Raw genomic sequence first — 25,795 nt, forward strand, 5'->3', positions numbered from 1 at the left:
CGTATTAACTCTGGCGAGCCGTCTGCGGAAACGATACAGTGGAAAACGAACGAAAAAGGAAGGCGCAATGACGGATAGCGGCACGATTGAACGGCAAATCGAACAGCGGATGTATGAGCGTCTCGGCCATGTCATCGATCCTGAACTGGGCCGTTCCGTCACCGATTTGGGTATGATCCCCGCGCTTGAGGCCGAAAAAAGCGAAGACGGCGAAAACTGCTACGACCTGACAGTCCACGTCGAGCTCACCGTGCCGGGCTGCCCGCTTTCCAAGACCATCAGCGAACGCATCATGCAGGCGGTGCGGTCCTATCCCGATGCAACGCTGACGCCGCATATCGAAATCGGTGCGATGAGTCGCGAGAAACTAGAAAAACTGGTGGGCGAGCTCAAGGCCGAGCGCCGCCAGAACCCGTTCAACAAGCCTGGCACGAAGACGCGTATTTTCGCTGTCGCCTCCGGCAAAGGCGGTGTGGGCAAGTCGTCGGTTACCGCCAACCTCGCGGCCACCTTCTCGGCGCTTGGTTATGATACTGCCGCCATCGACGCGGATATTTACGGGTTCTCCCTGCCGGCTCTATTCGGCGTGCATACGCGTCCCACGGACCTGAACGGCATGTTGATGCCGGTGGTTGCCTGGGGTGTCAAGATGATCTCGATCGGCATGTTCGCCGGAGCCGACCGTGCGATCCTCTGGCGTGGCCCGCGGCTGCAGCGTTCGCTCGAGCAGTTCCTCGCCGACGTGTGGTGGGGCAGTCCTGACGTGCTGTTGCTCGATCTGGCGCCCGGCACCGGCGACATGGCCATCTCCGTGGCGCAGGCATTGCCCAACGCCGAGCTGATTGTCGTCACCACTCCGCAGCCCAGCGCCTCGGATGTCGCGGTCCGTTCCGGTTTGGTCGCCCTTCAGGTGCCGATGAAAGTGCGTGGCGTGGTGGAGAACATGAGCTATTTCGACCACAAAGGCGAACGCCTGCGTATCTTCGGCGAAGGTGGTGGCCAACGTGTCTCCGACCAACTGACCGACGCGCTGGGCTACGACGTCCCTCTCTTGACCCAGCTGCCCTTCCAACCCGCGATCCGTGAAATCGACGATTCCGGCCGTCCCGCGGTCCTCAATCCCGATGGTTCACTGGCCTCCACTCCGGTTGCGGAGGCGTTTAAAAATCTGGCAACCAAATTGATGGGGTAGATGTTACGTGAGACTTTGATAGCCTATATTTTTATTCGCTTGACCATGTCGTCCTACATATAGAAGCGTGTTCTGACTGGGATTTGCCAGAACACGCTTCTGCTGATTTTGATTAATGAGCGGGCCTTTACTCACCTATCGGAAGGGACGGTGAACACCATTTTCACGTTATCGGCGTCGCTGCCGTTACCATTCAGGAAAGGCCTTGCCAGTTTCCAGGAATCATCGATTTCGTAGGTATTTCCATTGCTGGTGCTTTTACCTTTTTTCCATGTGGCATCGATGGAATCGTCGGCATAACGGCTGTCCCACCTGAATGAGATGCTGTGGTCGGCCTTCACGTTCATTCCCACTTTCCAGTTTTCGTCGTCGATTTTCATTTTCACGCTCCAATCTCCGACTACTCCGGTGCGTGGCATGGTGATGCTGCTGAAGTCGTCATCTCCGTCATCATCGTCAATCAACACTTTCATATTCTCGATATTGTAAGTGATACTTTCTTTGTCGTAATCGCCGAGTTCGAGTTTGGCCTTGGCTGATTTCTTGCCCATCATAGACAACGTCGCTTCGCTGTCTTTGTCCACGTCGATGCTGATGACAGTGATTTTCGCACCCGGAGTCTCGACGCCGAATGACCAAGTGCCGACAGGCGCTCCCGGCTTGCCGAAACCTCCTACGCCTGAACCGCCTGAAGATGATGAAGGCCGAGTGAGCACGACGACACCAATGACCACAAGAACGGCCAACACAGCTGCGAGAATCGCGATGATGGTGTTGCGGTTCTTGTTGGATGTTGCAACAGGTGCCGCCTGCGGCATCGCATTGCCGTACGGTGTGGGTACGGGTGGCACTCCGGGAGTCTGGTTGAATTGCGGAGCCGCGTTATTGGGCACGGAAGGGTTGAAGAACTGCTGCGTCTGAGGTTGCCCTTGAGGCTGGAACTGCTGTGGTTGCGGCTGGTTCTGAGGTTGGAACTGCTGTTGAGGCGTCGTCGGGGTCCCGCAATTGGAACAGAACTTCACGCCTTCGGGTAATGGTGCTCCACAATGGCTGCAGAATTTCAAGGTTTCCTTCTTCGTTGCATCGGTGCGTTGATATTACAAGGATATCGGTAAGTCTGGAATTAGGCGAAATAACAGGTAATGCGGTAATCTGCCGTGTTATTCATACGATCGCTTATTAAAAAACAAATCCAAGAGTAAAAAAAGGTTGCCGCACCAACATCGGCCGGTGCGGCAACCTAATCGCTCAATCACCAAATGATTGGTGATGCTACTTGATGAATGTTCAGCAGTTGAAGTAGAGCTCGTACTCGAGCGGGGTCGGGGCCAGGCGCTGCTGGTCGATCTCGTCGCGCTTGAGCTTGATCCAGGTCTCGATCAAGTCGGAGGTGAAGACGTCGCCCGCGGTCAGGAAGTCGTTGTCCTGCTCGAGCGCATCCATCGCTTCGCCCAGCGAGGCCGGAACATGCTTCATGTTGTCCAGCTCCTCTGGCGGCAGCTCGTAGATGTCCTTGTCGACAGGGGCCGGGGGCTCGATGTGGTTCAGGACGCCGTCCATGCCGGCCATCAGCTGGGCCGAGAAGGCGAGGAACGGGTTGCAGGAGGGGTCGGGGACGCGGAACTCGATGCGCTTGGCCGCGGGGGCGGTGCCGGCGAACGGGATGCGGATGGCCGCCGAACGGTTACGGGCCGAGTAGACAAGGTTCGTCGGGGCTTCGTAGCCGGGCACCAGACGCTTGTAGGAGTTGAGCGACGGGTTGGTGAACGCGAGCACCGAAGAGGCGTGCTTGATGAGTCCTCCGATATACCAGCGGGCGATGTCGGAAAGGCCGCCGTAGCCGTTCTCATCGTAGAAGAGCGGCTTGCCGTCCTTCCAGAGCGACTGGTGGCAGTGCATGCCGGTGCCGTTGTCGCCGGCGATCGGCTTGGGCATGAAGGTCACGGCCTTGCCCGCCTCGAACGCGGTCTCGTGCACGACATACTTGTACTTCTGCAGGTCATCGCCGGCGTGCTGCAGCGTGTTGAAGCGGTAGTTGATCTCCTGCTGGCCGGCGCCGCCGACCTCGTGGTGGCTGCGCTCGAGGATCAGGCCGACCTTCTGCAGATTGGCGACCATATCGTCGCGCAGGTCCTGGTTGTGGTCCTGCGGAGCGGGCGGGAAGTAGCCGCCCTTGACGCGGTTCTTGAAGCCGATGTTCGCCGAGCCATCGGCCTCGACTTCGGCACCGGTGTTCCACGGCGCCTCGACGGAATCGACTTCGTAGAAGGAACGCTGCATCGTGTTCTCATAGCGTACGGAATCGAAGAGGAAGAATTCGGCCTCAGGGGCGAAGCAGGCGGTGTCGGCCACGCCGGTGGACTTGATGTAGGCTTCGGCCTTGGCGGCGACCTGACGCGGATCGCGCGAATAGGGCTCCATGGTGATCGGGTCGACCACGGAGTGCGAGACAACGAGCGTCTTATGCTTGCGGAACGGGTCGAGGAACGCCGTTGAGACGTCGGGCACGAGCTTCATATCGGAGTTTTCGATGGCCTGGAAGCCGCGGATGGACGATCCGTCGAACGGCTCGCCGTCGGTGAAGGCGTCCTTGAGGAATTCGCTGGCCGGCACGGTGAAGTGCTGCTGGCTTCCCAAGAGGTCGGTGAAGCGCACGGAGATGTATTCGACACCTTCCGTATTGATGAGGGCTTCGAGGTCTTCCTTCGTTTCAAGTGCAGTCAATGGACCGCTCCTTTCGTTGTACTAACAAGTTTCAAGTGTAGAGTAATGAGTTTCGTCACGTCGCGCGTTCGGTTACGAATATGTTTCGTAAGGCGTTTTTCAATTGATATTCGTTTGAATTTCAGGGAAATCAAATATAAAAAATCCTCTCGCAATTTGGTCACGAGAGGATGGGGTCACCGGCCGCGCATGGCCCGACGACTGATATGCTGCGGGCGTGTGGGGTCCATGCCCTTGGGAATGCCGAGTCCGCGCTTTTCCTGTAGGGTGCGCAAGCGTCCGTTGAGGGTTTCGAGCTCGTCCTTGGTAAGCACGAAGCGACGGCGTGGATGAATCTTGTTCATAAAAGCGAATTTGTGTTCGACGGGCTCATAGCTCTTGCACTTCAAGACGGTTTTACGCAGGTCCTTGAGCCGGACCTGGCCTTCCCCGGTACCCACCGAAATGGTGAAGACCGGGATATCGCTTCCGGCGGTCACGCCTTTGATGGACTGCTTCTGGCGTTCCAGCGGACGTTTCGTGCGGCTTTCGCTGCCTTCGGCCAACAGGTAGATGCCGTTGTATCCCGTTCCGCGCCAAATCGCCTCTTTGGTCTTCGGATCGATCCAGACCGGGGTCTGAGGGAAGTTATAGCCGGCCTTGTTGATGTTGCCGAGCACGCTGACGGCTGCTCCCGGCTGACCTTCCAGCTTGGCATAGCCGACCTTGTCCGCGCGGTTGGTCAGTGTCATGGTGAAGAGCAGCACACCTACCATCACCAGCAAGATGACCATGAATATCCAGGTGAGCCAGCTCCAGTGCATCAAAAGACCGACGATGACCCCGACGACCACCGGCAGCAGGAATGCGCCGGTAAGCAGCCAGGGGAGCGCCTTGTCTTCCGCGTGCGTGTACTTATAGATCTGGCGAATCTGATTGATGACCTTTGGGCCCTTTTTCTTGTCTTTTTTCGCCTTTTTCTCTTTGGCCATCGACTTCCTCACTTGTATTATCAGGCACGAACAAACTAAATCACGATTTTAGGGAGTGGTTGCGACGCAAAACATGCGGTCAGGTCATCTATGCGAAAACCTGTTGCGAATTCGTGGGGATTTATCTGGTGTGCAAGGGTCGTCCATCCGCTTTGAGCAGGACCTCGCCGAACGCCTCGCTGAAAGTGGGATGCGGGTGGATGAGACGTGCGGCGTCGCCGAGCGGCACGCGGTTGCCGACGAGCTGTTCGGCCTCGGCGATCAGGTCGCCCGCGTCCGGGGCGAGCATGTGAACTCCCAGGATTACCGGTGTATCGGGTCTGTCGTCATGCGACCCGGTGACCACAGACATCGAGCCGGGCTCGCCGCTCATGAGGATGCGTGCGTTGCCCATCATCGGGTAGACGGTCTCTTTGGGGTCATGGATATCAGGGTTGGCCTTTGCCTTTTCGAGCGTCAGCCCCACGCTGGCGAATTCCGGGGTCGAGAAGACGACAACGGGAACCGTGGCGTTGTCGACGGGCTTGGGATTGAGGCCGGCGATGGATTCGGCGATGACGATGCCCTGTTCGAAGGCGCGGTAGGCGAGGGCCGGGCCTTGCGTGATGTCTCCCAACGCCCAGATTCCGGGTTGGCTGGTGGCGCCATTGGCATCGGTGTTCACCAGATCATGCTCGTCCAGTTCGATACCGGCGTCCTTGAACCAATCGGCATTCGTATTCGGATCGCGTCCGATGGCCGCCAACACGACTTCGGCCTGAACCTCGTGCTCGGTTCCGTTTTCGTCCTTGTCGCAGGCGTAGCTCACCGTTGCGTCCGGCGCGTTCGGCGCGTTTTTGACATCGGTGAGGTGGCTGTAGGTGACGATGTGCACTCCGTTTCGGGCCAGTGCCCGCGTCAGTGCTATCGACGTGCGGCGGTGCATATGGGAGAGCACGCGTTCGTGACGAATCAGCATGGTCACGTCGACACCCGCCGCGTTCCACATCGAAGCGAATTCCACCGCTACGGCCCCGGCGCCGACTATGACAGCGGACTTGGGGAATCGAGGCAGATCGAGCGCCTGGGTCGAGTCGATTATCCGGCCTGCAAAAGGATGGTCCGGCAACGGCCTTGGACGTGAGCCGGTGGCTATCACGATGTTGTCAGCGTTGATCTCGAAGGAAGAAGAGCTGTCTGGACTATCCGGGTTGTTCGAGTTGTTGACGGATTGAGCGTCGTTTTTCGAAGTGCGTTCCGGCACTGTAGCATCGTCGGCGCTGCGATTGTCGGTATTCGCTACATCAGTGGTTACTCTGACACGATGATTCTCGACGATTGAGGCCTCGCCTTTGACGACGTTCACTTTTCTGGCGGCAAGCAGTGAGGCGAGTCCGTCGGTCATCGTCTTCACGGCATTGTCCTTGAAGGCTGCGAGTTTCGCGAAATCGATGCTGTCGATACTCGCGTCGATCCCCATACGCTTCGCGTCACTGACATTGTGAATCGCCCGCGTCGCGGTGATCAGTGCTTTGGAGGGGATACACCCGCGATTGAGACAGGTGCCGCCGAGCCGTTCTTCGCGATTGATCAGGATGACCGAAAGCCCCAGTTCGCTGGCTCGCAGTGCCGTGGCGTATCCGCCGGGGCCGCCGCCGATGACGGCGATGTCGATATGTGTATTCTGCATGTTCGCTCCAAAATCTTATCAACGCCAATACTAACCGGCAGTTAAGGAAAACGCAGGTACTGATTGTGCCCAGAGACACAAAATGCCTTCGCACGCAATCCTATGAAAGCGTACAAAGGCATTTTTCTTGGGTCAACGATTCAGTGTGTCCGGCTTACTTCGGCCAATTGCCGCGTTTTTTGGACGTCGGCTTGGGGATGCGCCAACGGCGGAGCTGAAGGGCGCGGCCCCAGGCGTAGGAACCCATGCGCGTGCCTTTGGCCACGGATTTTTCGCCGAACTTCTCGATCAGCTTCTGCTTGAGCTTGTGCCACATCAGGAAGATGTCGATGACCGAGACAATCAGATAGACGTAGGACAGCATCAGTATCGGCATGTAAAGCTCCGGCCACTTGACGGCGATGATGATGCCGAAAATCATGACGCCGAAAATCACCGGAATGAAGTATTCGGCGAGATTGAACCGGGCATCGACGTAATCGCGCACGTAGATATGCGCCGGGTCGCGTTCCAGACGTGGCATATGGGCCACATCGCCGTTGCGCATCGCATCGTACTGTTCGTCTTCCCTTTTTCTGATACGCTCTTTGGCGGCCTTACGGTCGGCCTTGCGGTTCTTGGGAACGAGAGGGTGGAGGTTGCGTTTCTCGGCGACCTTGCGCTTTGGTGTGGGATGACCTTTGCTTTCCTGTTCCTCAGGTTCGTTCACTGCGGAATCGACGGATTTCTGTGCCGTTTCCTTGTCTTTGTCCTTGCTGAAGGGATTCCATGTCATTCTCTCGAGATTACGGGCAAGCCTCGACTCTCGAATCGAGGCAAAGAGCGGAGAATAAAGGTATTTTCAGTGATTTTCTCGCGTTTTCCCGGGTCTGTGTGATTATCGAGGTAACGAACAAATTTGACAAGGAGCATCACATGTCTGCATTGAGCAAGGAAGAACTGCGTTCGCGGGTCGATGACGATTTTGAGCGTGTAGTCGATCTGTTGAGCAGGAAGGTCGCGCTGAAATCCGTTTCGGCGCAGGGCATCACTGGGGAACACATGCGGCGTTCGGCGCAATTCGTGGCCGACGAGCTGAAAGCGCGTGGGGTGGACGCCAAAGTAGTGCAGTCCAAGAATCCCGACGGCACCCCGGGTGCTTTCGAGGTGGTCGGTTCCAAGATCGTCGACCCCAAGGCTCCGACCATATTGCTGTATGCGCACCATGACGTCCAACCGGTCCCGGACGCTTCGGCATGGGACACCGACCCGTTCAAGGCGACCGAAATCGACGGACGCCTTTACGGACGCGGCGCGACCGACGACGGCGGTGGCATCGCCATCCATTCCGGCGCGTTGCACGCGTTGGGCGATGATCTCAAGGTCAATATCAAGGTCTTCATCGAAGGGGAGGAGGAGATGGGCTCCGAGAGCTTCATCCCCTTCATCGAATCCCACCGCGACGCGTTCGATTCGGATGTCATCATCGTGGCCGACTCCGGCAACTGGAGCGCCGAAATCCCGAGCCTCACCACCAGCCTGCGCGGCAACACCGACCTGGACGTCACCGTGCGTGCCCTGGAGCATCCGGTGCATTCCGGACAGTTCGGCGGTCCGATTCTCGACACGAATACCTTGTCGGCCATGCTCATTGCCTCGATGTATGCCGAGGACGGATCACTGAACATTCCCGGACTCACCGGCGGAGACCCAGTAGGAGGGTTGCAGCGCGACCTCGACGAGGCCGGCTTCCGAGCCGATTCCTCGGTGGTCTCCTCCTATCGCCTCGCAGGCTCCGGTTCGTTGGCCTCGAGACTGTGGACCAAGCCCAGTATCTCGGTTATCGGATTCGATGCGCACCCGGTCGAGGGCTCGTTCAACGTCATCGCCAACGAGACCCGTTTCCGCCTTTCCATCCGCACCGCGCCTGACCAGCGTCCCGAGGACGCGGCCAAGGCTGTCACGGATTTCCTGACCGGCCATGCCCCGTTTGGCGCCGAAGTTTCCGTCTCCACTCTTGATACCGGAATGGGCTGGAGCATGGATCCAGACGCCGAGGCCACCCAGGATGCACTGGAATCGATGCGCGAGGCGTTCGGCGTCGAGCCGATCAACAAGGGCGAAGGCGGTTCGATTCCGTTCATCCCCGAACTGCAGCGCATCTTCCCCGACGCCCAGGTTCTGGTCACCGGCCCCGAAGACCCCAAGGGCAACGCCCACAGCCCCAACGAGTCCGTCGATCTGACGAGCCTCAAAAACAACGTCCTCACCGAGGCCCTGATCCTAGACAAGCTCGGCAAGTAGCTGCTAGCTCGCTCGCTTCATTACAACGGTTAGTCGTGGCGGAGCGGGATATACAATGTTCGGGACGCTCCGGGCTGAGCCGTTAAGAACGGAGCCCACCGGGCTTCGTTTCTAACGGCTCAGCCAGTAAGGGTTCCGAAGCATGGCATATCCCGCCCACACACGACTACCCGTTGGCAGTTGACAGGGGATTGCTCTAGGATGGCGAATTGACACGGGGGCTGGCCTGCAAGCTGGCTGAGATGAGGATTTCCTCGACCGAATGAACGTGAGTCCGGACAATGCCGGCGCACGGACGTCTCTCTTTCCCGTGCCTTGTATGCACACCGACAGGCGGTGTGCACCACAGAAAGGCACAAATTATGTCAACATCATCATCACCTACACCGTCGTTCGACAATGTGGTTACTCCGTCTTACAGCCTCAAATGGCGTGTCGTCGATATCGTCGTAGCGGCGGCGATCGGCGTCGCCAGCTCGTTGATCTATTGGCTCGCGGCCGTGCTCACCGCGGCTCCGTGGTCGCTGATCGACGCCATCATCCCCGGCCTTGCAGGCATCCTCAACGGCCTGTGGCTCTTCGCCGGCCCGCTGGCCTCCATCATCGTACGCAAGCCCGGTGCCGCGGTGTTCGCCGAACTCGTGGCGGCCATCCTCGAAGCGTTGCTCGGCAACCAATGGGGCGGCGTCGAAACCGTGCTCATCGCCCTCATCCAGGGAGTGCTCGCCGAGCTGGTGTTCGCCGCGTTCCGTTATCGCAAATGGAACATCGGCGTGACCATGCTTTCCGGTGCGCTTTCCGGCGTGGGTTGCTGGGCGTATAGCTTCGTCAAGAAACTCATCGCCATGAAGTCCACCGCCGCCTATGGCCCGGTCTATTTCGCCACCACCGTGGTCTCTGGCGTCGTTATCGCCGGCGTGTTGATGTGGCTGCTGTATCTGGCACTTGCCAAGACGGGTGCGCTTGATAAATTCGCTTCCGGGCATACGAGGAAGGCGTAGTCTGTATAGACGTTGAACTTTTTATCGGTAATGGCGATGCAGGGAGTCGGATGCAGACGATGATATCCACGGATTGCAAACCGTGCACGGTGAAAGCCGGACAGGTCGGCGACAGCGTGCCGCAGTCCATACGCTTCGAGCATTGGGGGTATCGTCACGCATCCCGGGCCGAGTTCACCATTACCGATTTGAACCTTGATATCAAGGCCGGCCAACGTGTGCTGTTGCTGGGCGCTTCCGGCATCGGCAAGTCGACCTTGCTTGAGGCGACAGCCGGTCTGATCGGTGGCGTAGGTGTCAGCGACGGAACCCAATCTCAGCCGAATGAGAACCATACGGCTCAGAACCATACGGCCTATGAGGACGAAGACGGGGGCGTGAGCGCCGGGCGTATCCTGATCGGTGGCACCCCCGTCACCCAGGCAAGGGGCAAGGTCGGGCTCGTGTTGCAGGATCCGGATGCCCAAGCCGTCTTCGAACGGTTGGGCGATAACGTCGCTTTCGGCCCGGAGAACATGGCCATGGCCCCGGAGCTGATCTGGCCGTGCGTTCGCCGCGCGTTGGATGCGGTCGGCCTTGGCGGACTGCAGTTGCATCGTATGGTCACGCATCTGAGCGGCGGACAGCTGCAGAGGTTGGCGCTCGCGGGTGCGCTCGCCATGAATCCCGGCGTGTTGCTGCTCGACGAGCCTACGGCGAATCTTGACCCGGAAGGCGTTTGCCAGATTGTGGGTGCAGTCAAAAATGTACTTGACAGCAACCATTCCACGATGGTGCTGGTCGAGCACCGGGTCGACGAATGGGTCGATCTGATCGACCGTGTGGTGTTGCTCGGCAAAAGCGGTGGTACCACGGCTGCCAAGGTTGAGGCGGATGGGACTCCGGATGAGGTTTTTGGCGATAAATCCATCAATTTCGACGAACTTGGCATTTGGATTCCCCGAAAATACCGTCAACGTGAATTGGGGAGTCGTTTCCATTCGGGAATCAGTCCATCGCACAATGGCCGCAATACCAAGAAAATCCCTGTTCTTTCCACCAGACATCTGGCTATCGGACGAGCGGGCAAGGCCATAGCCGAAAACATCAATCTCGATTTCAGCAGCTGCGAAGTGACGGCATTGGTCGGACGCAACGGGGCGGGCAAATCGACGCTTTCGCTTTCGCTGGCGGGGCTGCTTGAGCCGGTTTCCGGCGAGGTGGTGGCCCGAGGGCCTTTGGCAAAAGGTGTCAAGACAACCGCGCCGATCGCTTGGAAATCCTCTCAGCTGTCCAGCCGAATATCCTACGTGTTCCAGAATCCGGAACACCAGTTCGCCTGCGGCACGGTGCTCGAAGAGGTGATGCTCGGCCCGATCCAGGCCGGCACATCTGAGCAAGAGGCCAAAACCGCCGCAATCGAGCTGCTCAAACACTTCGGGCTGGACCGGTATGCCGAGGTCAATCCCTATACGCTTTCCGGCGGGGAAAAACGGCGCTTGACCGTCGCGTCGGCGTTAGCCTCGGCCCCGCAGGTGCTGATCCTCGACGAACCCACTTTCGGTCAGGACCGCACTACATGGCTTGAAATGGTCGATCTTATCGCGCAATTGCGTGACCAAGGCATCTGCATCATCGTTGTCACTCATGATCGTGACCTCGTGCGTGCTTTGGATGCCCGGGTTATCGAGTTCCGAGCCGATGGCAATGACAGGAAAAGCGATGAGGTAATTCTTGGATCCGTTGTCGGCGACGATGGCGAAGATTCCAGTAGCCAAAGCAGGCGATTTGCCAGCAAGATTGCGGAAACATCGGAAGGCAGGCAACAAAGCAAGCCTGAAACCGTCGAAGTCAGCGCCATCAACGACCGACAGGAACTGGAGCATCAGTCCAGCGCCTCGCCGTTCCTGGCTACCCTCAACCCCTCGTTCCGTTTCATCGGCGGTCTGCTGGTGGCCCTGCCGATGTTGCTCAGCCTCGATTGGGTGTCCGCCGGTGTGGCTCTGGCCGTGGAATTCCTTTTGCTGGCCATCCTGGGCATATCGCCTTGGCGCGTGGTCAAGTCCACGTGGCCCGTGTTCATCGGAGCTCCCGGATCGGCTCTGGCCGTGGTGCTCTACGGCAAGGAGGGCGGTACCCTCTGGTGGCACTGGGGATTGATGACGATTACGGACCGTTCGTTGATGCTTGCGCTGGCGACGGCATTGCGTGTACTGGCCATCGGCGTGCCCGCCATCATCGCCGTCATCGGCATCGATGCCACCGATCTGGCCGATTCCTTCAGCCAGATTCTCCACCTTCCCGACCGCTTCGTCTATGGCGGGCTTGCCGGCATGCGCCTGTTCTCGGTGCTGCGCGACGATTGGGCGGCGCTCACCGCCTCACGCCGTTCGCGTGGGCTGGGTGATGAAAACAAGTTCAAGGCCTTCTTCCCGCAGACATTTGCGCTTCTGGTGCTTTCCATCCGTCGTTCCACCATGCTGGCCACGGCGATGGAGGCGCGCGGTTTCGGTGGCGACCTGCCAAGGACACACGCCAGGGTGAGCCGCGTCCACCCCCGTGATTGGGCATTTTTGGCGGTCTGCCTGTTGATTCCCGTCGTCTCCTTGGTTGTTTCGGGCCTCTGCGGCACCTTTGCCTTCTTTGGCGGCTGAGCAATATCGTATAAGATCTCGACTGGATCATGGAATCCTTCTTGTCAATTCCGGATTTGGCCGTGATCTATTCCAGGAATGGTGTCGACGTCGCGTAGAGTAGAGCTATGCCTTTTAATCAGCACATCATCGACAATCCCAAGGCCGAACGCGTGCGGCGCGTGACGGAGCTCGAGAAGACCAGGGGACGAAAGAAGTCCGGGAAGTTCCTTATCGAGGGGCCGCAATCGGTGCGCGAAATCGTGCGTTGGATGCCGGAAGTGGTCGAGGACTGCTATGTGCAGATGGACGAGCGGCAGTCTGGGTTGGTCTCGTCGGTGGTCGAAGACATCGCGCGCGAAGCCGATGAACAGGGGCTGTATCTCCATCAGGTGACTGGCGATGTGATGCATCGGATGAGCACGGACGCGCAGGGTATCGTCGCCGTCGGCGATCTTGACGTCATTCGCAAACGAATGGCTGAGGGTTTTGCGGGTGGTGAAGCCGGTGATTTGACGAACGCCGAAGTGGTCCACAACGTCGCCACCCGGCGCACCGAGGTACGAAACAGCGTCAGTGATAATGACGAAACCGGCAAAGGTACTGTCAACGGGAATGCGGAAACGGCTGCACAAAGAGATACGCATTCCGATGTCACAAGCGGTCGGAATCAGGATTCGCTCGGTGATAGCGTGGCCGCATCACATGACATTGAGCACGCTGGAAATATGGATCCGCTTGGCGACACGGTGGCCGCGTTCTGGCAGATCCGTGATCCGGGTAACGCGGGGACGGTGATTCGCTCGGCCGATGCCGCCGGATGCCGTGCGGTGATTTTCGTGGACGATTGTGTTGATCGCTTCAATCCCAAGGTCATCCGCTCCACGGCCGGATCGTTGTTCCACCTGCCGGTGGTCACGATGAGCACCGAAGAGTTCTTTGCGTGGGCTCAGAGCCAAGGCAGCGAGGTGATGGCCGCGGATGTCTATGGCACTAAAAAGGTCAAGCCGGAATCGCTGATTGACGTGATGGCCGGGCTCGGGCAGCGTTGCAACGGTGACCTCAATGGTGGTGGAGGTCGTGCTGCGGAGGCAACATTGGTTTCAGATGGTGACCAAGACAACGACGTACGCAACGATTCGGGCGAGAATAATGCTTCCAACCAAACCGGTCAAGGCTCACACACGATCCTCTTCGGCAACGAAGCCCGCGGTCTGCCGGCCGACGTGCTTCAACGCGTGCAGCGTATCGTCTCGATTCCGCTATACGGCAAGGCCGAATCGCTCAATCTCGCGACCAGTACGTCGGTGATGCTCTTCACGTTGGCGATGGCACGAGACGCTGCGAAACGTCAGTAGGAAAGGTTTCTTTATCGTGTGACGGGAGACACAATCGCAGTGTGCTCTATGTCGAGTCATATTGAAACAATGAAAAGGCTGTAAATGCTTGGGATTCATGACTTTTGCGCATGTATCCTCAGGCGTTTCAAGGTTTGCAGAAAATTGAAGGAAAGGGTACTCGTGGCACAGAGTGCGTCATTCGATGCAGGAGCGGTGACCGATGCGGTCGCCGAGGGCATCTCGAAAATCAAGGGTGCCTCCACCATGGAGGAGCTCAAAGCCATCAGAACGGAATATGCCGGGCCAGAATCGGCGATGATGCTGGCGAACCGGTCGATCGGCTCCCTGCCGAAGGAAGAAAAGAAGGGTGCCGGCCAGTTGATGGGCAAGCTGCGCAGCGAGTTCGAGCGCACGTTCGGCATCAAGACCGCGCAGGTCAAGGCCGCCGAGGAGACCCGTCAGCTCGCCGCCGAAACCGTCGATATGACCCTTCCGATCAACCGCAAGCCGTTGGGCGCCCGTCATCCGCTGCCCAAACTGATGGAGGACGTCGAGGACCTCTTCATCTCCATGGGCTGGCAGATCTCCGCCGGTCCCGAGGTGGAGACCGAATGGTACGACTTCGACGCGCTGAACTTCGGCCCCGACCATCCTGCCCGACAGATGCAGGACACCTTCTATGTCAAGGGCAACCAGGCCAAGGACGCCGCAGGATTCGTAGGCTCCAACATGGTGCTGCGCACGCAGACCTCCTCCGATCAGGTGCGCGCGCTGCTCACACGCGGTGTGCCGCTCTACATCGCCTCTCCCGGTCGCGTGTTCCGCACCGATGAGCTCGACGCCACGCACACCCCAGTTTTCCACCAGTGCGAGGCGCTGGCCGTCGACAAGGGCCTGACGATGGGCGACCTCAAGGGCGTGCTCGACAAGCTCGCCGTCGCGATGTTCGGCCCGGAGGCCAAGAGCCGCCTGCGTCCGAGCTACTTCCCGTTCACCGAGCCCAGCGCCGAGCTGGACCTCTGGTTCCCCGACAAGAAGGGCGGCCCCGGCTGGATCGAATGGGGCGGCTGCGGCATGGTCAACCCGAATGTGTTGCGTTCCGCAGGCCTCGACCCCGACGTCTACACTGGCTTCGCGTTCGGCGTGGGCATGGAGCGCACGCTGCTGCTGCGCCACGATATCAACGACATGCACGACCTCGTGGAAGGCGACGTGCGTTTCAGCAAACAGTTTGTGATGGGGGAGTGAACCAACAATGCCAATGGTAGATATTGACTGGCTCAAGGAGCACGTCGAGGTTCCGGCCGGTCTGACGTATGAACAGCTCGCCAAGGATTTGGTTCATGTCGGCCTCGAGGAGGAGGAGATTCACTCCTCGAACGTCACCGGCCCGATCGTGGTCGGCTACGTGATCGATGCCACGCCGGAACCGCAGAAGAACGGCAAGACCATCAACTGGTGCCATGTCGACGTCGGAGACAAGTACAACGACACCGACGAGAACGGCAACAAGGTGCCGCGCGGTATCGTCTGCGGCGCGCCGAACATGGCCGCCGGCGAGAAGGTCGTCGTCACGCTTCCGGGTGCCGTGCTTCCCGGCGACTTCAAGATCGAACCGCGCAAGACCTACGGCCATATTTCCAACGGCATGTGCGCCTCCGAGCGTGAGCTGGGGCTCGGCAGCGACCACAGCGGCATCATCCTTCTGAACGACTACGGCTTCAGCAAGGACGAAGCCGAAGCGTTGAAGCCCGGTGACGATCTGATGCACGTGCTGCACCTGGACCAGCCGGTGCTCGAGATCAACATCACCCCGGATCGCGGCTACACGCTGTCCTACCGTGGCGTGGCCCGTGAATACCATCATTCCACCGGCGCGGCTTATACCGACCCGGCCATCGAACTCAATGAGAAGGCGCCCAAGGGTGTCGAGGCCAGCAAGGCCGATATTGAGGTCGAGATCGAAGACAACAACCCGATTCACGGCGTGCTCGGCTGTGACCGTTACTATGCGCGCACGGTGCGCGGCTTCGACCCGGCGAGCCCGACGCCGAACTGGATGCGTCGTCGCCTGATTCGCGCCGGCATGCGTTCCATTTCGCTGGCCGTCGACGTCACCAATTACGTGATGATGGATCTGGGCCAGCCGATGCATGCCTACGACCTCGACAAGATCAGCGGCCCGATCGTCGTCCGCCGCGCGAAGGCGGGGGAGACCCTGACCACGCTCGACGGCAAGAAGCACGATTTGAGCGTTGAGGATCTGCTGATCACCGATTCGCCCGAAGGCAAGCGCAGCTCGAGAATCCTCGGACTGGCCGGCGTGATGGGTGGCCTTTACGGCGAAGTCACCGCTGAGACCAAGAACATCCTTCTGGAATCCGCGCACTTCGACCAGGTGACCATCGCCCGTTCCGCACGTCGTCACAAGACCCCGTCGGAGGCTTCCAAGCGCTACGAGCGCGGTGTGGACTATGCGTTGCAACCCGCCGCTGCCGAGATGGCCGCCGAGCTGATGGCCAAGTACGGCAAGGGCACGCCCAGCGACACCCCGATCGACGTCGACCGCACGCAACCGCGCGAGGCCATCGATTTCAAGTTCACCGAAACCAAGCGCCTCACCGGACTTGACACCTCGGATAAGCGCATCCGTGAGATTCTCGAAGACATCGGCTGCAAGGTCAGCGCGGGCTCAGCCGAAGGCCATATTTCCGTAGTGCCGCCGACCTGGAGGCCGGATCTGACCATGCCGTGCGACTTGGTCGAGGAGATTGCACGCTTGGTGGGCTACGACGAGATTCCCGTTACGATGCCGCCGGCGCCGGTCGAAGGCGCCGTAGGGCTGACCCCCGACCAGCAGCGTCAACGCGACGTGGCCTGCGAACTGGCCGAATACGGCTTGGTGGAAACGCTGAGTTACCCGTTCGTCGGCGACGCCGACTTCAAGGCGTTCGGTTATGATGCCGACGAAATCAAGCCGGTGAGCGTCGAGGTCGCCAACCCGCTGGCAGGGGACCGCCCGTACCTGCGCCGTGACGTGCTGCCGACGCTGGCCCAGACCGTGCAGCGCAACATCCGCCGCGGTCTCGAAGACATTGCACTTTACGAGATCGGCCACGTCTATCTCTGGGATCCGAACGCCCCCGCTATTCCGGCTCTGCCCGGCGGTCAGCGCCCGACCGATGAGCAGCTGAAGGCGCTTGATGCCGGCCTGCCCGTTCAGCCTCTGCACGTCGCTGCGATCCTGACCGGTAAGGCCGTGGAAACCGGCTGGCTCGGCGAACACCGCGATGTCGACTACAGCGATGCGGTGGAAGCGATGAACCGCGTGGCCGGACGTCTCGGCGCCAAGGTCACCTTGGTCCAGCCCGAACCGCAGGACGTGCCGATGCAATGGCATCCGGGTCGTGCCGCCAAAGTGATGGCGGGCGAAACGTTCGTCGGCATGGTCGGCGAACTGCACCCGCACGTCAACACGGCCCTCGGTTTCCCCGAGCATTCCGCGGCCTTCGAGCTCAACCTCACCGCGCTTTTCGCCACGTTGAGCGGCAAACCGGTGCAGGCCAAGCCGATCTCCACCTTCCCGCCCGTCAAGCAGGATCTCGCCTTCACCGTCCCCGACACGGTCACCGCCGCGCAATTGCGGCAGGCCATCGTCGAGGCAGCCGGCGACAACCTCGAGTCCATCGAGCTCTTCGACGTGTTCGCTGGCGACCAGCTGGGCGAGCATCAGAAGTCGCTCGCCTACGCCGTCACTTTCCGCTCTCCGGATAAGACGCTCAAGAGCGAGGACACGGAGGCCATCCGCAAGGCTATTGTCAATAAGGCAGCAACCATCGGCGCGCAACTGCGTGCCTGAAGCTCAGTCCTAAGACATCTTGGGAAATATAGCGATACGGAGTCTGCGCGCCGATGAGGTTCGCAGGCTCCGCGATTATCTACTTGATTTTGGAGTGGCACGATGAATGAATCTCAGAATCCGTTCGATGCGAACAGCGAGGGCAGCGCCGGTCCGTCGACCAATGCCGCTCCCTCCGGTCGCCAGGCTCAACCGCAATACGGTCAGATGAAAGTTCCGGAATACGGTGCGATGGCCAGCCAGTTCCCTGCGCAATACAACCCGTACGTCTATGGCATGCCTGAAGAGAAACCGAAAAACCAAAACGGGCAGATGAATCCTCCTGACGGCCCCTTCAACCGTCAAGCAGGAGCGGGATACGGCAATGGTTTCGGAATCTATCAGGGCAATCCCGGCAATCAGGGCAATGCGCCTTATGACAGGTCCGGCCAGATGCCCGGGAACTACCCCAACAATCCGAATAATCTATACGGGCAGCCATACAGCAACGGCCAACCTTACAGCAACGCCCCGGTTCAGCCCGGCGGTCCCGGAACCCCTGGATACCAGCCTGACATGCACAATGGCGTCGATATGAACGATCCGGTCCAAAACCCTTATCTGGGGCACTGGGATCCGCTCGCGATTGTCTCGATCATTCTGTTGTTCATGCCGATTACGTTCCTGCCGGCCATCACCGGCGCGATTTCCATGTGGCGCACCAAGAAATACCATATGAAAGGCTTCTGGGTGGCCACAGTGTGCATGGTGCTTGGTGTCATCGCGACGATTTTCGAAATTTGGCTGTTTTCCAAAGGCCTCAATCTCAACGATTTCTCCCAGCAGATGCTGAATCAGTATGGTTCCGGTTCGGGAGGTTCAGGTTCCGGAGGCTCCGGCGGTGGCGGTTCGGTCAGCGCTTAGATCCAGCCTCCAGTGTGCTGACAGCGTTAACAATATGCATTATCAGAAAGTCCTTGTCCATGCAAATGGGCGGGGACTTTCTGATATTCACAGTGATGAGCTTGCTCTGTTTCTTCTGGTTACAAGGTTGTATGTTCTTCTGGTTACAAGGTTGTATGGGTATCCGTCAGACTGTCGTTGTCAGGACATGATGGATTGTTTCCTTTAGTGTCCACTATTTGGATGTATAACTATACATAGTAGTGAATATATGTATTCTTGACATCATCATTCAAGAAAGGTGATGCGCATGAGCACATACACAGTGGCCGTGGCTGGCGCCAGCGGATATGCCGGAGGAGAGATGTTGCGTATTCTTGCGGCACATCCGGCGTTCGAGGTGACCACGGTGACCGGCGACTCTTCGGCCGGAGACAAATTGGGGCAGCATATGCCGCATATCCCGTCGCTGAAGGATATGGTCATCGAGCCCACGACTCCGCAGAGGCTCAATGGTCATGACGTCATCGTGCTTGCTCTGCCGCATGGGGTATCGGGAGCATTGTCCGAAAAGTTGGATGCAAACCGTGTGATGGTTGATCTGGGTGCCGACCACAGGCTTGAATCCGGTGAGGCATGGGGCCGGTATTATGGCGGTGATTTTCATCAGCCTTGGATCTACGGAATGCCGGAACTCATCGTAGGCAAGGAGACCAGCGGCGGATATCAACGGCAACGTGAGCAATTACACGGTGCATCCTTGATCGCCGGACCCGGCTGCAACGTCACTGCGGTCACTCTGGCCTTCCAACCCGCTCTTGCTGCAGGTCTCGTCGAAGCAGACGACATCGTGGCCGATCTCGCTGTCGGATATTCCGGGGCCGGCAAAAATCTCAAGCGAGCGAATCTGCTGGCGGCGGAGGCAATCGGGTCGGCGACGCCGTATTCGGTTGGTGGCGTTCACCGTCATATTCCCGAGATCGTACAGAACCTGCGACATGCGGCGGTCGCCTGTTCCGGTGGCACTCATTCAAATCCGACTTCCGTGAAAGCGCCTTTGGGAGATATCAACGTCGGTTTCACGCCGATACTGGTACCGATGTCCCGTGGCATTCTTGCGGTCGTTTCGGCCAAACTGAGTAGCAAGGGTGAGGCGATGGACGACGAAAACATTCGAGAGGCTTTCGCTGATGCCTATCAAGGCCAGAAGTTCATTGAGTTGCTCGACAGCGGTGACATGCCGGCTACGGCGAATGTGCTGGGGTCCAACGAGGCACAAGTCCAGGTCGCCGTCGATCGGAACGCGAAACGTCTATATGGATTTGCCGCCATTGATAATCTCAACCGCGGCACAGCAGGGCAGGCGGTGCAATCCCTGAACATTGCGCTTGGACTTCCCGAAGATCAAGGATTGACAACGATTGGAGTGGCGCCATGAGCGTGACATTTGCAGAAGGCTTTTCAGCCGCCGGCGTCAATGCCGGAATCTCATCCAACACATCGAAAAGTGACTTGGCGCTGGTCGTTAACGAGGGGCCGCTTGACGCTGCTGCCGGAGTATTTACTTCAAACCGTTTCTGTGCCGCTCCGGTGCAATGGTCGCGCGAAGCCGTCGCCGATGGACACATCAAAGCTGTTGTCCTCAATTCCGGCGGAGCCAATGCCTGCACCGGTGAGCCGGGACTGAAGCAGAGCGAAGCCACTGCTGTACACGCTGCAGAGGTTCTCAGCATTGGGGATTGCCTTGAAGCCAGCGATATAGCGGTGTGTTCGACGGGTCTGATCGGCGAATTACTGCCATTGGATAACGTGCTTTCCGGTATTGACAAGGCATGCGAAGCCTTAAGCGATGATGTGGATGCCGGAATGGAAGCGGCAACGGCCATTATGACCACAGATACCAAGCCCAAAACCGTGAAGTTGGAAGGGAGCGGATATCGGATCGGCGGTATGGTCAAAGGCTCAGGGATGATTGCGCCGCAGTTGGCCACGATGCTCTGTGTCATCACCACCGATGCGGTGGTCGATGCGGCTCAATTGCAGACAGTTTTGGCCGCAGCCACAGAGCAATCGTTCGATCGCATCGATGTTGACGGGTGCATGTCTACCAATGATACGGTGTTGCTGCTGGCATCCGGAGCTTCTGGTGTCACGCCGAAACCTCAGGAATTCTCAGCGTTGGTCCATCAGGCCTGCGCCAGTCTCGCCCGTCAGATCATCGGTGACGGGGAGGGTTCCAGTCATGACATCAAGGTGAGTGTTAGCGGGGCCGAAACCGAGGGCGCGGCGCTGGCCTGCGCCCGTGCGGTCGCCGGTTCCAATCTCCTTAAATGCGCAATCTATGGCAATGACCCGAACTGGGGACGTATCGTCAGTTCTCTGGGTACGGTTCCTGTGGATATTGCCGCTTATGATGCGCGGGAAGTCACCGTGGATATCAACGGAGTACGGGTTTGCGAACACGGCGGGGCAGGCGCTGATCGTTCTGAAGTGAAGATGGATGACAGAGAAGTGAATATCGACATCGATCTCAACCAAGGCCGGCAGACCGCAACCGTTTGGACCGATGACCTCACCGGCGAATATGTGCACATCAATGCCGATTATGAATCCTGAGATTTTGGAAAAGCAAGCAATCGTTCGACCCGTTTATCGATACGGCGGCGGTCGCAGAAGTGGAATATACGGTAATCGGATACAGGGAAACATGTGAATGAAGGGCAACATGTCGACAAATGAAGACGGACAATTATATCGGTCGGTCAATCAGGTTGATGGTGAGACGAAAGCCGATGAGGACACGTTCGATGTCCACAACGACCTGAAAGACGAACAGAAAGCTGAGGTGCTGATCGAAGCGTTGCCATGGCTTGAACAATTCGCCGGTCAACGTATCGTCGTCAAATACGGCGGCAACGCCATGGTCGACGAACATCTGAAACGTTGCTTTGCACAGGATATGGTTTTTCTGCGCCAGGTAGGTATGCACCCGATCGTCGTACACGGCGGTGGTCCACAGATCTCCAGCATGCTCAACGATCTCGGTATCCATTCACAATTCAAAGCCGGTCTGCGAGTCACCACGCCTGAAATCATGCGGGTGGTACGGATGATTCTCACCGGTTCCGTTTCTCGTGAGTTGATCGGGCTGATCAACGCTCACGGTCCACACGCGGTCGGGCTTTCAGGAGAGGACGGGTCGCTCTTCGGCGCGAAGCGGTATCGTCCGGTGATCAACGGGGTGGAAACCGACATCGGATTGGTCGGCGAAGTCACCGAAGTCAATCCGTCAGCCGTCGAGAACCTCATCGCTCAGAACCGGATTCCCGTGGTCTCCTCGATAGCTCCGGATACGGACGATCCCACCCAGGTGTTCAATGTCAACGCGGACGCGGCGGCGGCAGCACTTGCAGTGGCTCTTCACGCCCGAAAACTTGTCATCCTCACCGATGTAGATGGTCTCTATGCCGATTGGCCGGATAAAAAATCGCTGATCAGCTCCATCGGTGTCGACAGGCTGCGCGAGATGTTGCCTGGCCTGCAAAGCGGAATGGTACCCAAAATGCGTGCCTGTGTGCGCGCATTGGATGGAGGGGTGCCGCAAGCTCACATCATCGACGGCCGTCAGCCTCATTCGATTTTGAACGAGGTGTTCACCAGTGCCGGTATCGGCACGATGGTCCTGCCAGGAGAGGCCATGAAACTGCGACGAAGCTGAGTGATGAACTCACAACGGCGGCAAAAGCATGGATGTCCAACGGTTGTTTGAAGGCGAATGCAGTGACGCTATCAAACGAGACTGGCCTGATATGGCTTCCGGCCATTCGATTCGACTGTCTACACATGATAACCATATAGGAAAATAAAGATCTTCAAGGAAACTGGCAACACGCGAATTTGAAAGTAGTAAAAATGAACAACGATTATCAGCATACGGTGCCATCGAAAGATTCCAATAACAACTACAGAGCCGAAACGACCAAGATCGGAACAAAAAGCGAACAATGGATCCGCAAATACGGAAAAGTACATACCCACGCTTTCGGCACTCCTCTGCGTGTGATGGACCACGGCGAGGGCATGCATGTATGGGATGTGGATGGCAATGAATACCTTGATTTCCTTGCCGGAATCGCCGTCAATTCACTTGGCTACGCTCATCCGAAATGGGTACGTGCACTCAGTGCCCAGGCCGGCAAGGTCGCGCATATCAGCAATTATTTCGCTTCCGTTCCCCAAATCCAACTTGCGGAAAAACTACTCGAAATCTCCGGTGCTCCGGAGGGTTCCCGTGTCTATTTCGGCAACTCCGGAGCAGAGGGCAACGAAGCCGCGATGAAAATGGCCAAGCTTTATGGCAAGACGCTGCCAGGCGGGGACCCGGAACATGGCGGTGCGCCCGCACGGATCCTTGCGCTGACCAAAGGGTTCCACGGTCGCACGATGGGAGCTTTGAGCGCCACCTGGAAACTCTCCATCCGTGAACCGTATAATCCGCTGCTTCCTGCGGTTCAGTTCGTCGAAGCAGGTGACCTTGACGCCATGCGGGCCGCATTCGATGAAACAGGCAAGAACGGTGTCGGCCCGGTGGCCGGCGTGATGCTCGAACTCATTCAAGGCGAGGCCGGCGTGCGTCCGCTTGACCCGGAATATGTCAAAGGTGTACGTGAACTTTGCGATAAGAACCAGGCTCTGATAATTATCGACGAAGTGCAGACCGGCATCGGCAGAACAGGAAAATGGTTCGCCTTCCAGCGCGAAGACCTGTCCGGAGGGATTACTCCCGATATCATCACCTTCGCCAAAGGCGTGGCGGGAGGCTTTCCGATGGGCGGCATGATTGCGTTCGGCGAGTCCTTGGCGTCCCTTTTCTTGCCGGGGCTTCACGGTTCCACTTTTGCCGGAGGTCCGTTGGCGACAACGGCGGGGCTGACGACATTGCAGATCATCGAGGAAGACGGTTTGATAGCGAATGCCGACGCTCGTGGTGAGCAGTTGCGCGAGGCTATCATGGCTTGCGGCAATCCGCTGTTCGCTTCGCTGCGTGGCCGTGGGCTGCTCAATGCCATTCAACTCGTTCATCCTTGCTCGCACGCGGCCATGAACTGGGCGCTTGATCACGGTCTCATCGTCAACGCAGTTGCTCCGGATGCGTTACGTCTTGCCCCGCCTCTTATTGTCAGTAGCGATGACGTCAACGAAGCCGTATCGATTCTTGCCCAGATTCCATTCGATTTGCCTGACGACTGATTTGCCGAGGGAATTGATGGAGAGAAAGCCGCATCATTGCGTTTTTGCGTTGGATGTTCATGATTTTGTGGCACGGCAACCTCAGAGCCCTGTTGAGCGAAAATCATTCCTGGGTATCAGCATTTTTGTGGTATATATACCAATATGCGGATAGAAACGTCATATTTCAGTTTTATGCAGTATATTTATATAGTCAAATCAATAAAAGGAGATGGTTATGGCAGGTCAGCTTCGACACATGCTCCGTGATGATGATGTCAATCATGACGAGCAGAAGCAAATTCTTCAACTGGGTATGAAGTTCTGGAAAGACCGCTATTACCACCGTCCCCTCGCCGGCCCGCAGGGAGTTGCGGTCATTTTCGACAAGCCCAGCACCCGCACGCGATCCAGTTTTTCGGTGGGTGTCGCCGAGCTTGGCGGCTATCCGTTGGTCATCGACAAGTCAGGTTCCCAGCTGGGCCGCGGCGAGCCGGTGGCCGATACGGCACGTGTGCTTACACGCATGACCAGTGCCATTGTCTGGCGCACGTTCGGCCAGGATCGTGTGGAGACGATGGCCAAGTACGCCACCGTTCCTGTGGTCAATGCCCTGACCGACCAGTTCCATCCCTGCCAGATCCTCGCCGATTTCCTCACCATCGCCCAGCATCGCGGGGGAGTCGACGCCCTTGCCGGCCAGACCATTGCCTACCTGGGCGACGCGGCCAACAACATGGCCAACTCCTACCTGCTTGGTGGGGCGACCGCCGGGATGAATGTGCGTGTGGCAGGTCCGCAAGGCTTTCTTCCCGCACCGTCGATTGTTGCGGATGCGCAGCGTATCGCAGCGCAAACCGGTGGCTCGATATTGGTGACCACCGATCCGCGTGAGGCTGCGGCCGACGCTGATTGCCTCTTCACCGACACGTGGGTGTCGATGGGCGAGGAAAGCGAATACGCCGTGCGTTCCAAGCCGTTTTGGGACTATCAGGTCAACGACGAATTGATGAAGCTCGCCAAGCCTGATGCACTGTTCCAGCACTGCCTGCCCGCCTACCGCGGCAAGGAGGTCACCGCCTCGGTCATCGACGGGCCACAGTCGGTGGTGTGGGACGAGGCCGAAAACAGGCTGCATGCGCAAAAAGCCTTATTGACTTGGCTCATCGGAACACTTCGAGATGACAAGGAACTGCTCAAATGAACGATACTGAAGAGAGCGATATTACCGGCGAAGTCGATGACGAATCGGCTGGTTCGGTCGAAACCGCATCATACGATGGACGGAACCCGGAAAACAGGCTCCAACACCCTACAAACAGGACAGCCCGGCTGAGTGTTATCCAGGAGATTCTTTCCAATTCGGTGGTCTCTTCGCAAGGCCAGCTGCTGGGTCTGCTCGCCGATCGGGGCATCGACGTCACCCAAGCCACGTTGAGTCGTGACCTCGATGAAATGAAGGCGGTGAAAACCCGTCTCAAAAGCGGCGAAATGGCGTATACGCTGGGCGTCGAGCCTGAGTTCGATGACGCCACCGCCGAAAAAATCGACCAGCAACTTTCACGCGGCCTTTCCGGATTGATCACCTCGGCCGCTGCTGCCCGCAATCTTGTCATCGTTCACACTCCTTCGGGAGCTGCGCAATACATGGCTAGTGTCATCGACAAGCAGCCAATCGATGGGATTCTGGGTACGGTTGCCGGAGACGATACGGTGCTGTTGGTCTGCAGTGACGACGATGCGGCCGTGGCGCGGAAGCAATGGATTCTCGACATCGTTTCGCACGGGCAACGTCCGCGTGACTGATTCAGTTTCGTGCGTTGACTGGACTGCATAAGATTGTGATTATCTCTGTATGAGGCTGGTGAGTGCAGAGTAAATCACAGAAAAGCGCTGAAAAGTGTGATTATCTCTGTGCGAGGCTGTCGGCTGCGGAGTTAATCACGATAATTGATGGGAAAGTGTGATTATCTCCGCAGGAAGATGCCCAATGCAGAGTTAATCACGAAAATTGGGTGCCGGATGCTCGTCGT

Annotated in this window: 19 protein-coding genes and 1 riboswitch; of the genes, 14 read left to right on the forward strand and 5 right to left on the reverse strand. The window is 58.1% G+C overall.

Going from position 1 to position 25,795, the window contains the following annotated elements:
- Positions 1 to 67: 67 nt before the first annotated feature.
- The gene (locus tag OZX71_RS03755) at positions 68 to 1,192 is read left to right on the forward strand and encodes an Mrp/NBP35 family ATP-binding protein (RefSeq protein WP_277160551.1); all 1,125 of its coding nucleotides are present in this window, start codon (positions 68 to 70) and stop codon (positions 1,190 to 1,192) included.
- Between the two features lie 131 nt (positions 1,193 to 1,323).
- Here the strand turns inward: OZX71_RS03755 and OZX71_RS03760 are convergent, their stop codons facing one another.
- The 5 genes from OZX71_RS03760 to OZX71_RS03780 all read right to left on the reverse strand — a co-directional run bounded on the left by OZX71_RS03760 (position 1,324) and on the right by OZX71_RS03780 (position 7,331).
- Positions 1,324 to 2,256, reverse strand: a complete 933-nt coding sequence (locus OZX71_RS03760) for a zinc ribbon domain-containing protein (RefSeq protein WP_277160552.1) — start codon at positions 2,254 to 2,256, stop codon at positions 1,324 to 1,326.
- Positions 2,257 to 2,479: 223 nt separating this feature from the next.
- Complete coding sequence (gene glnA, locus OZX71_RS03765; protein WP_277160553.1) at positions 2,480 to 3,916, reverse strand: type I glutamate--ammonia ligase; 1,437 nt, start codon at positions 3,914 to 3,916, stop codon at positions 2,480 to 2,482.
- A gap of 176 nt (positions 3,917 to 4,092) precedes the next feature.
- Positions 4,093 to 4,887, reverse strand: a complete 795-nt coding sequence (locus OZX71_RS03770) for a DUF4191 family protein (RefSeq protein WP_277160554.1) — start codon at positions 4,885 to 4,887, stop codon at positions 4,093 to 4,095.
- Positions 4,888 to 5,008: 121 nt separating this feature from the next.
- Positions 5,009 to 6,556: an FAD-dependent oxidoreductase gene (locus OZX71_RS03775; RefSeq protein ID WP_277160555.1), complete on the reverse strand. Its 1,548-nt coding sequence runs from the start codon at positions 6,554 to 6,556 to the stop codon at positions 5,009 to 5,011.
- 154 nt (positions 6,557 to 6,710) lie between these two features.
- Positions 6,711 to 7,331: a DUF3043 domain-containing protein gene (locus OZX71_RS03780; protein ID WP_277146923.1), complete on the reverse strand. Its 621-nt coding sequence runs from the start codon at positions 7,329 to 7,331 to the stop codon at positions 6,711 to 6,713.
- A 140-nt stretch (positions 7,332 to 7,471) separates the two neighbouring features.
- Here OZX71_RS03780 and OZX71_RS03785 point away from each other — a divergent pair, with 140 nt between their 5' ends.
- The 13 genes from OZX71_RS03785 (at position 7,472) to OZX71_RS03845 (ending at position 25,568) form a co-directional block, all read left to right on the forward strand.
- The gene (locus OZX71_RS03785) at positions 7,472 to 8,839 is read left to right on the forward strand and encodes a dipeptidase (RefSeq protein WP_277160556.1); all 1,368 of its coding nucleotides are present in this window, start codon (positions 7,472 to 7,474) and stop codon (positions 8,837 to 8,839) included.
- A gap of 204 nt (positions 8,840 to 9,043) precedes the next feature.
- Positions 9,044 to 9,153, forward strand: a riboswitch (TPP riboswitch).
- A gap of 48 nt (positions 9,154 to 9,201) precedes the next feature.
- Complete coding sequence (locus tag OZX71_RS03790) at positions 9,202 to 9,840, forward strand: ECF transporter S component (protein WP_277160557.1); 639 nt, start codon at positions 9,202 to 9,204, stop codon at positions 9,838 to 9,840.
- A gap of 59 nt (positions 9,841 to 9,899) precedes the next feature.
- On the forward strand, positions 9,900 to 12,473 hold the full coding sequence (locus OZX71_RS03795; protein ID WP_277160647.1) for an ATP-binding cassette domain-containing protein: 2,574 nt from the start codon (positions 9,900 to 9,902) through the stop codon (positions 12,471 to 12,473).
- A 107-nt stretch (positions 12,474 to 12,580) separates the two neighbouring features.
- Complete coding sequence (locus OZX71_RS03800) at positions 12,581 to 13,810, forward strand: RNA methyltransferase (protein WP_277160558.1); 1,230 nt, start codon at positions 12,581 to 12,583, stop codon at positions 13,808 to 13,810.
- A gap of 162 nt (positions 13,811 to 13,972) precedes the next feature.
- Complete coding sequence (gene pheS / locus OZX71_RS03805) at positions 13,973 to 15,040, forward strand: phenylalanine--tRNA ligase subunit alpha (RefSeq protein WP_277160559.1); 1,068 nt, start codon at positions 13,973 to 13,975, stop codon at positions 15,038 to 15,040.
- A gap of 7 nt (positions 15,041 to 15,047) precedes the next feature.
- The gene (gene pheT / locus OZX71_RS03810) at positions 15,048 to 17,651 is read left to right on the forward strand and encodes a phenylalanine--tRNA ligase subunit beta (protein ID WP_277160560.1); all 2,604 of its coding nucleotides are present in this window, start codon (positions 15,048 to 15,050) and stop codon (positions 17,649 to 17,651) included.
- 102 nt (positions 17,652 to 17,753) lie between these two features.
- Positions 17,754 to 18,554, forward strand: coding sequence for a hypothetical protein (locus OZX71_RS03815; protein WP_277160561.1), 801 nt, complete (start codon positions 17,754 to 17,756; stop codon positions 18,552 to 18,554).
- 289 nt (positions 18,555 to 18,843) lie between these two features.
- Positions 18,844 to 19,971, forward strand: coding sequence for an N-acetyl-gamma-glutamyl-phosphate reductase (gene argC, locus OZX71_RS03820; protein WP_277160562.1), 1,128 nt, complete (start codon positions 18,844 to 18,846; stop codon positions 19,969 to 19,971).
- A complete protein-coding gene (gene argJ, locus OZX71_RS03825) occupies positions 19,968 to 21,149 on the forward strand; it encodes a bifunctional glutamate N-acetyltransferase/amino-acid acetyltransferase ArgJ (protein ID WP_277160563.1) in 1,182 nt (393 codons plus the stop codon). The genes argC and argJ overlap by 4 nt, the downstream gene beginning before the upstream one ends.
- A 109-nt stretch (positions 21,150 to 21,258) precedes the next feature.
- Entirely contained in the window at positions 21,259 to 22,251 is a 993-nt protein-coding gene (argB, locus tag OZX71_RS03830) for an acetylglutamate kinase (RefSeq protein ID WP_277160564.1), read from the forward strand.
- 194 nt (positions 22,252 to 22,445) lie between these two features.
- The gene (locus tag OZX71_RS03835) at positions 22,446 to 23,783 is read left to right on the forward strand and encodes an acetylornithine transaminase (RefSeq protein ID WP_277160565.1); all 1,338 of its coding nucleotides are present in this window, start codon (positions 22,446 to 22,448) and stop codon (positions 23,781 to 23,783) included.
- Between the two features lie 217 nt (positions 23,784 to 24,000).
- Positions 24,001 to 24,966: an ornithine carbamoyltransferase gene (argF, locus tag OZX71_RS03840; protein ID WP_277160566.1), complete on the forward strand. Its 966-nt coding sequence runs from the start codon at positions 24,001 to 24,003 to the stop codon at positions 24,964 to 24,966.
- Positions 24,963 to 25,568, forward strand: coding sequence for an arginine repressor (locus tag OZX71_RS03845; RefSeq protein ID WP_277160567.1), 606 nt, complete (start codon positions 24,963 to 24,965; stop codon positions 25,566 to 25,568). Before argF ends, OZX71_RS03845 begins: the two co-directional genes overlap by 4 nt.
- The last annotated feature ends 227 nt before the right edge of the window (positions 25,569 to 25,795 follow it).

It is taken from the genome of Bifidobacterium sp. ESL0764, from assembly GCF_029395515.1.
GTDB lineage: Bacteria > Actinomycetota > Actinomycetes > Actinomycetales > Bifidobacteriaceae > Bifidobacterium.

Coding starts and splice junctions, on each gene's coding strand:
- OZX71_RS03790 (WP_277160557.1), top strand. CDS start 9,202: ATGTCAACATCATCATCACCTACACCGTCGTTCGACAATGTGGTTACT.
- OZX71_RS03755 (WP_277160551.1), top strand. CDS start 68: ATGACGGATAGCGGCACGATTGAACGGCAAATCGAACAGCGGATGTAT.
- OZX71_RS03845 (WP_277160567.1), top strand. CDS start 24,963: ATGAACGATACTGAAGAGAGCGATATTACCGGCGAAGTCGATGACGAA.
- OZX71_RS03775 (WP_277160555.1), bottom strand. CDS start 6,556: ATGCAGAATACACATATCGACATCGCCGTCATCGGCGGCGGCCCCGGC.
- argF (WP_277160566.1), top strand. CDS start 24,001: ATGGCAGGTCAGCTTCGACACATGCTCCGTGATGATGATGTCAATCAT.
- argC (WP_277160562.1), top strand. CDS start 18,844: ATGAGCACATACACAGTGGCCGTGGCTGGCGCCAGCGGATATGCCGGA.
- OZX71_RS03835 (WP_277160565.1), top strand. CDS start 22,446: ATGAACAACGATTATCAGCATACGGTGCCATCGAAAGATTCCAATAAC.
- OZX71_RS03815 (WP_277160561.1), top strand. CDS start 17,754: ATGAATGAATCTCAGAATCCGTTCGATGCGAACAGCGAGGGCAGCGCC.
- argJ (WP_277160563.1), top strand. CDS start 19,968: ATGAGCGTGACATTTGCAGAAGGCTTTTCAGCCGCCGGCGTCAATGCC.
- OZX71_RS03780 (WP_277146923.1), bottom strand. CDS start 7,331: ATGACATGGAATCCCTTCAGCAAGGACAAAGACAAGGAAACGGCACAG.
- OZX71_RS03800 (WP_277160558.1), top strand. CDS start 12,581: ATGCCTTTTAATCAGCACATCATCGACAATCCCAAGGCCGAACGCGTG.
- OZX71_RS03770 (WP_277160554.1), bottom strand. CDS start 4,887: ATGGCCAAAGAGAAAAAGGCGAAAAAAGACAAGAAAAAGGGCCCAAAG.
- OZX71_RS03785 (WP_277160556.1), top strand. CDS start 7,472: ATGTCTGCATTGAGCAAGGAAGAACTGCGTTCGCGGGTCGATGACGAT.
- pheT (WP_277160560.1), top strand. CDS start 15,048: ATGCCAATGGTAGATATTGACTGGCTCAAGGAGCACGTCGAGGTTCCG.
- OZX71_RS03795 (WP_277160647.1), top strand. CDS start 9,900: ATGATATCCACGGATTGCAAACCGTGCACGGTGAAAGCCGGACAGGTC.
- argB (WP_277160564.1), top strand. CDS start 21,259: ATGTCGACAAATGAAGACGGACAATTATATCGGTCGGTCAATCAGGTT.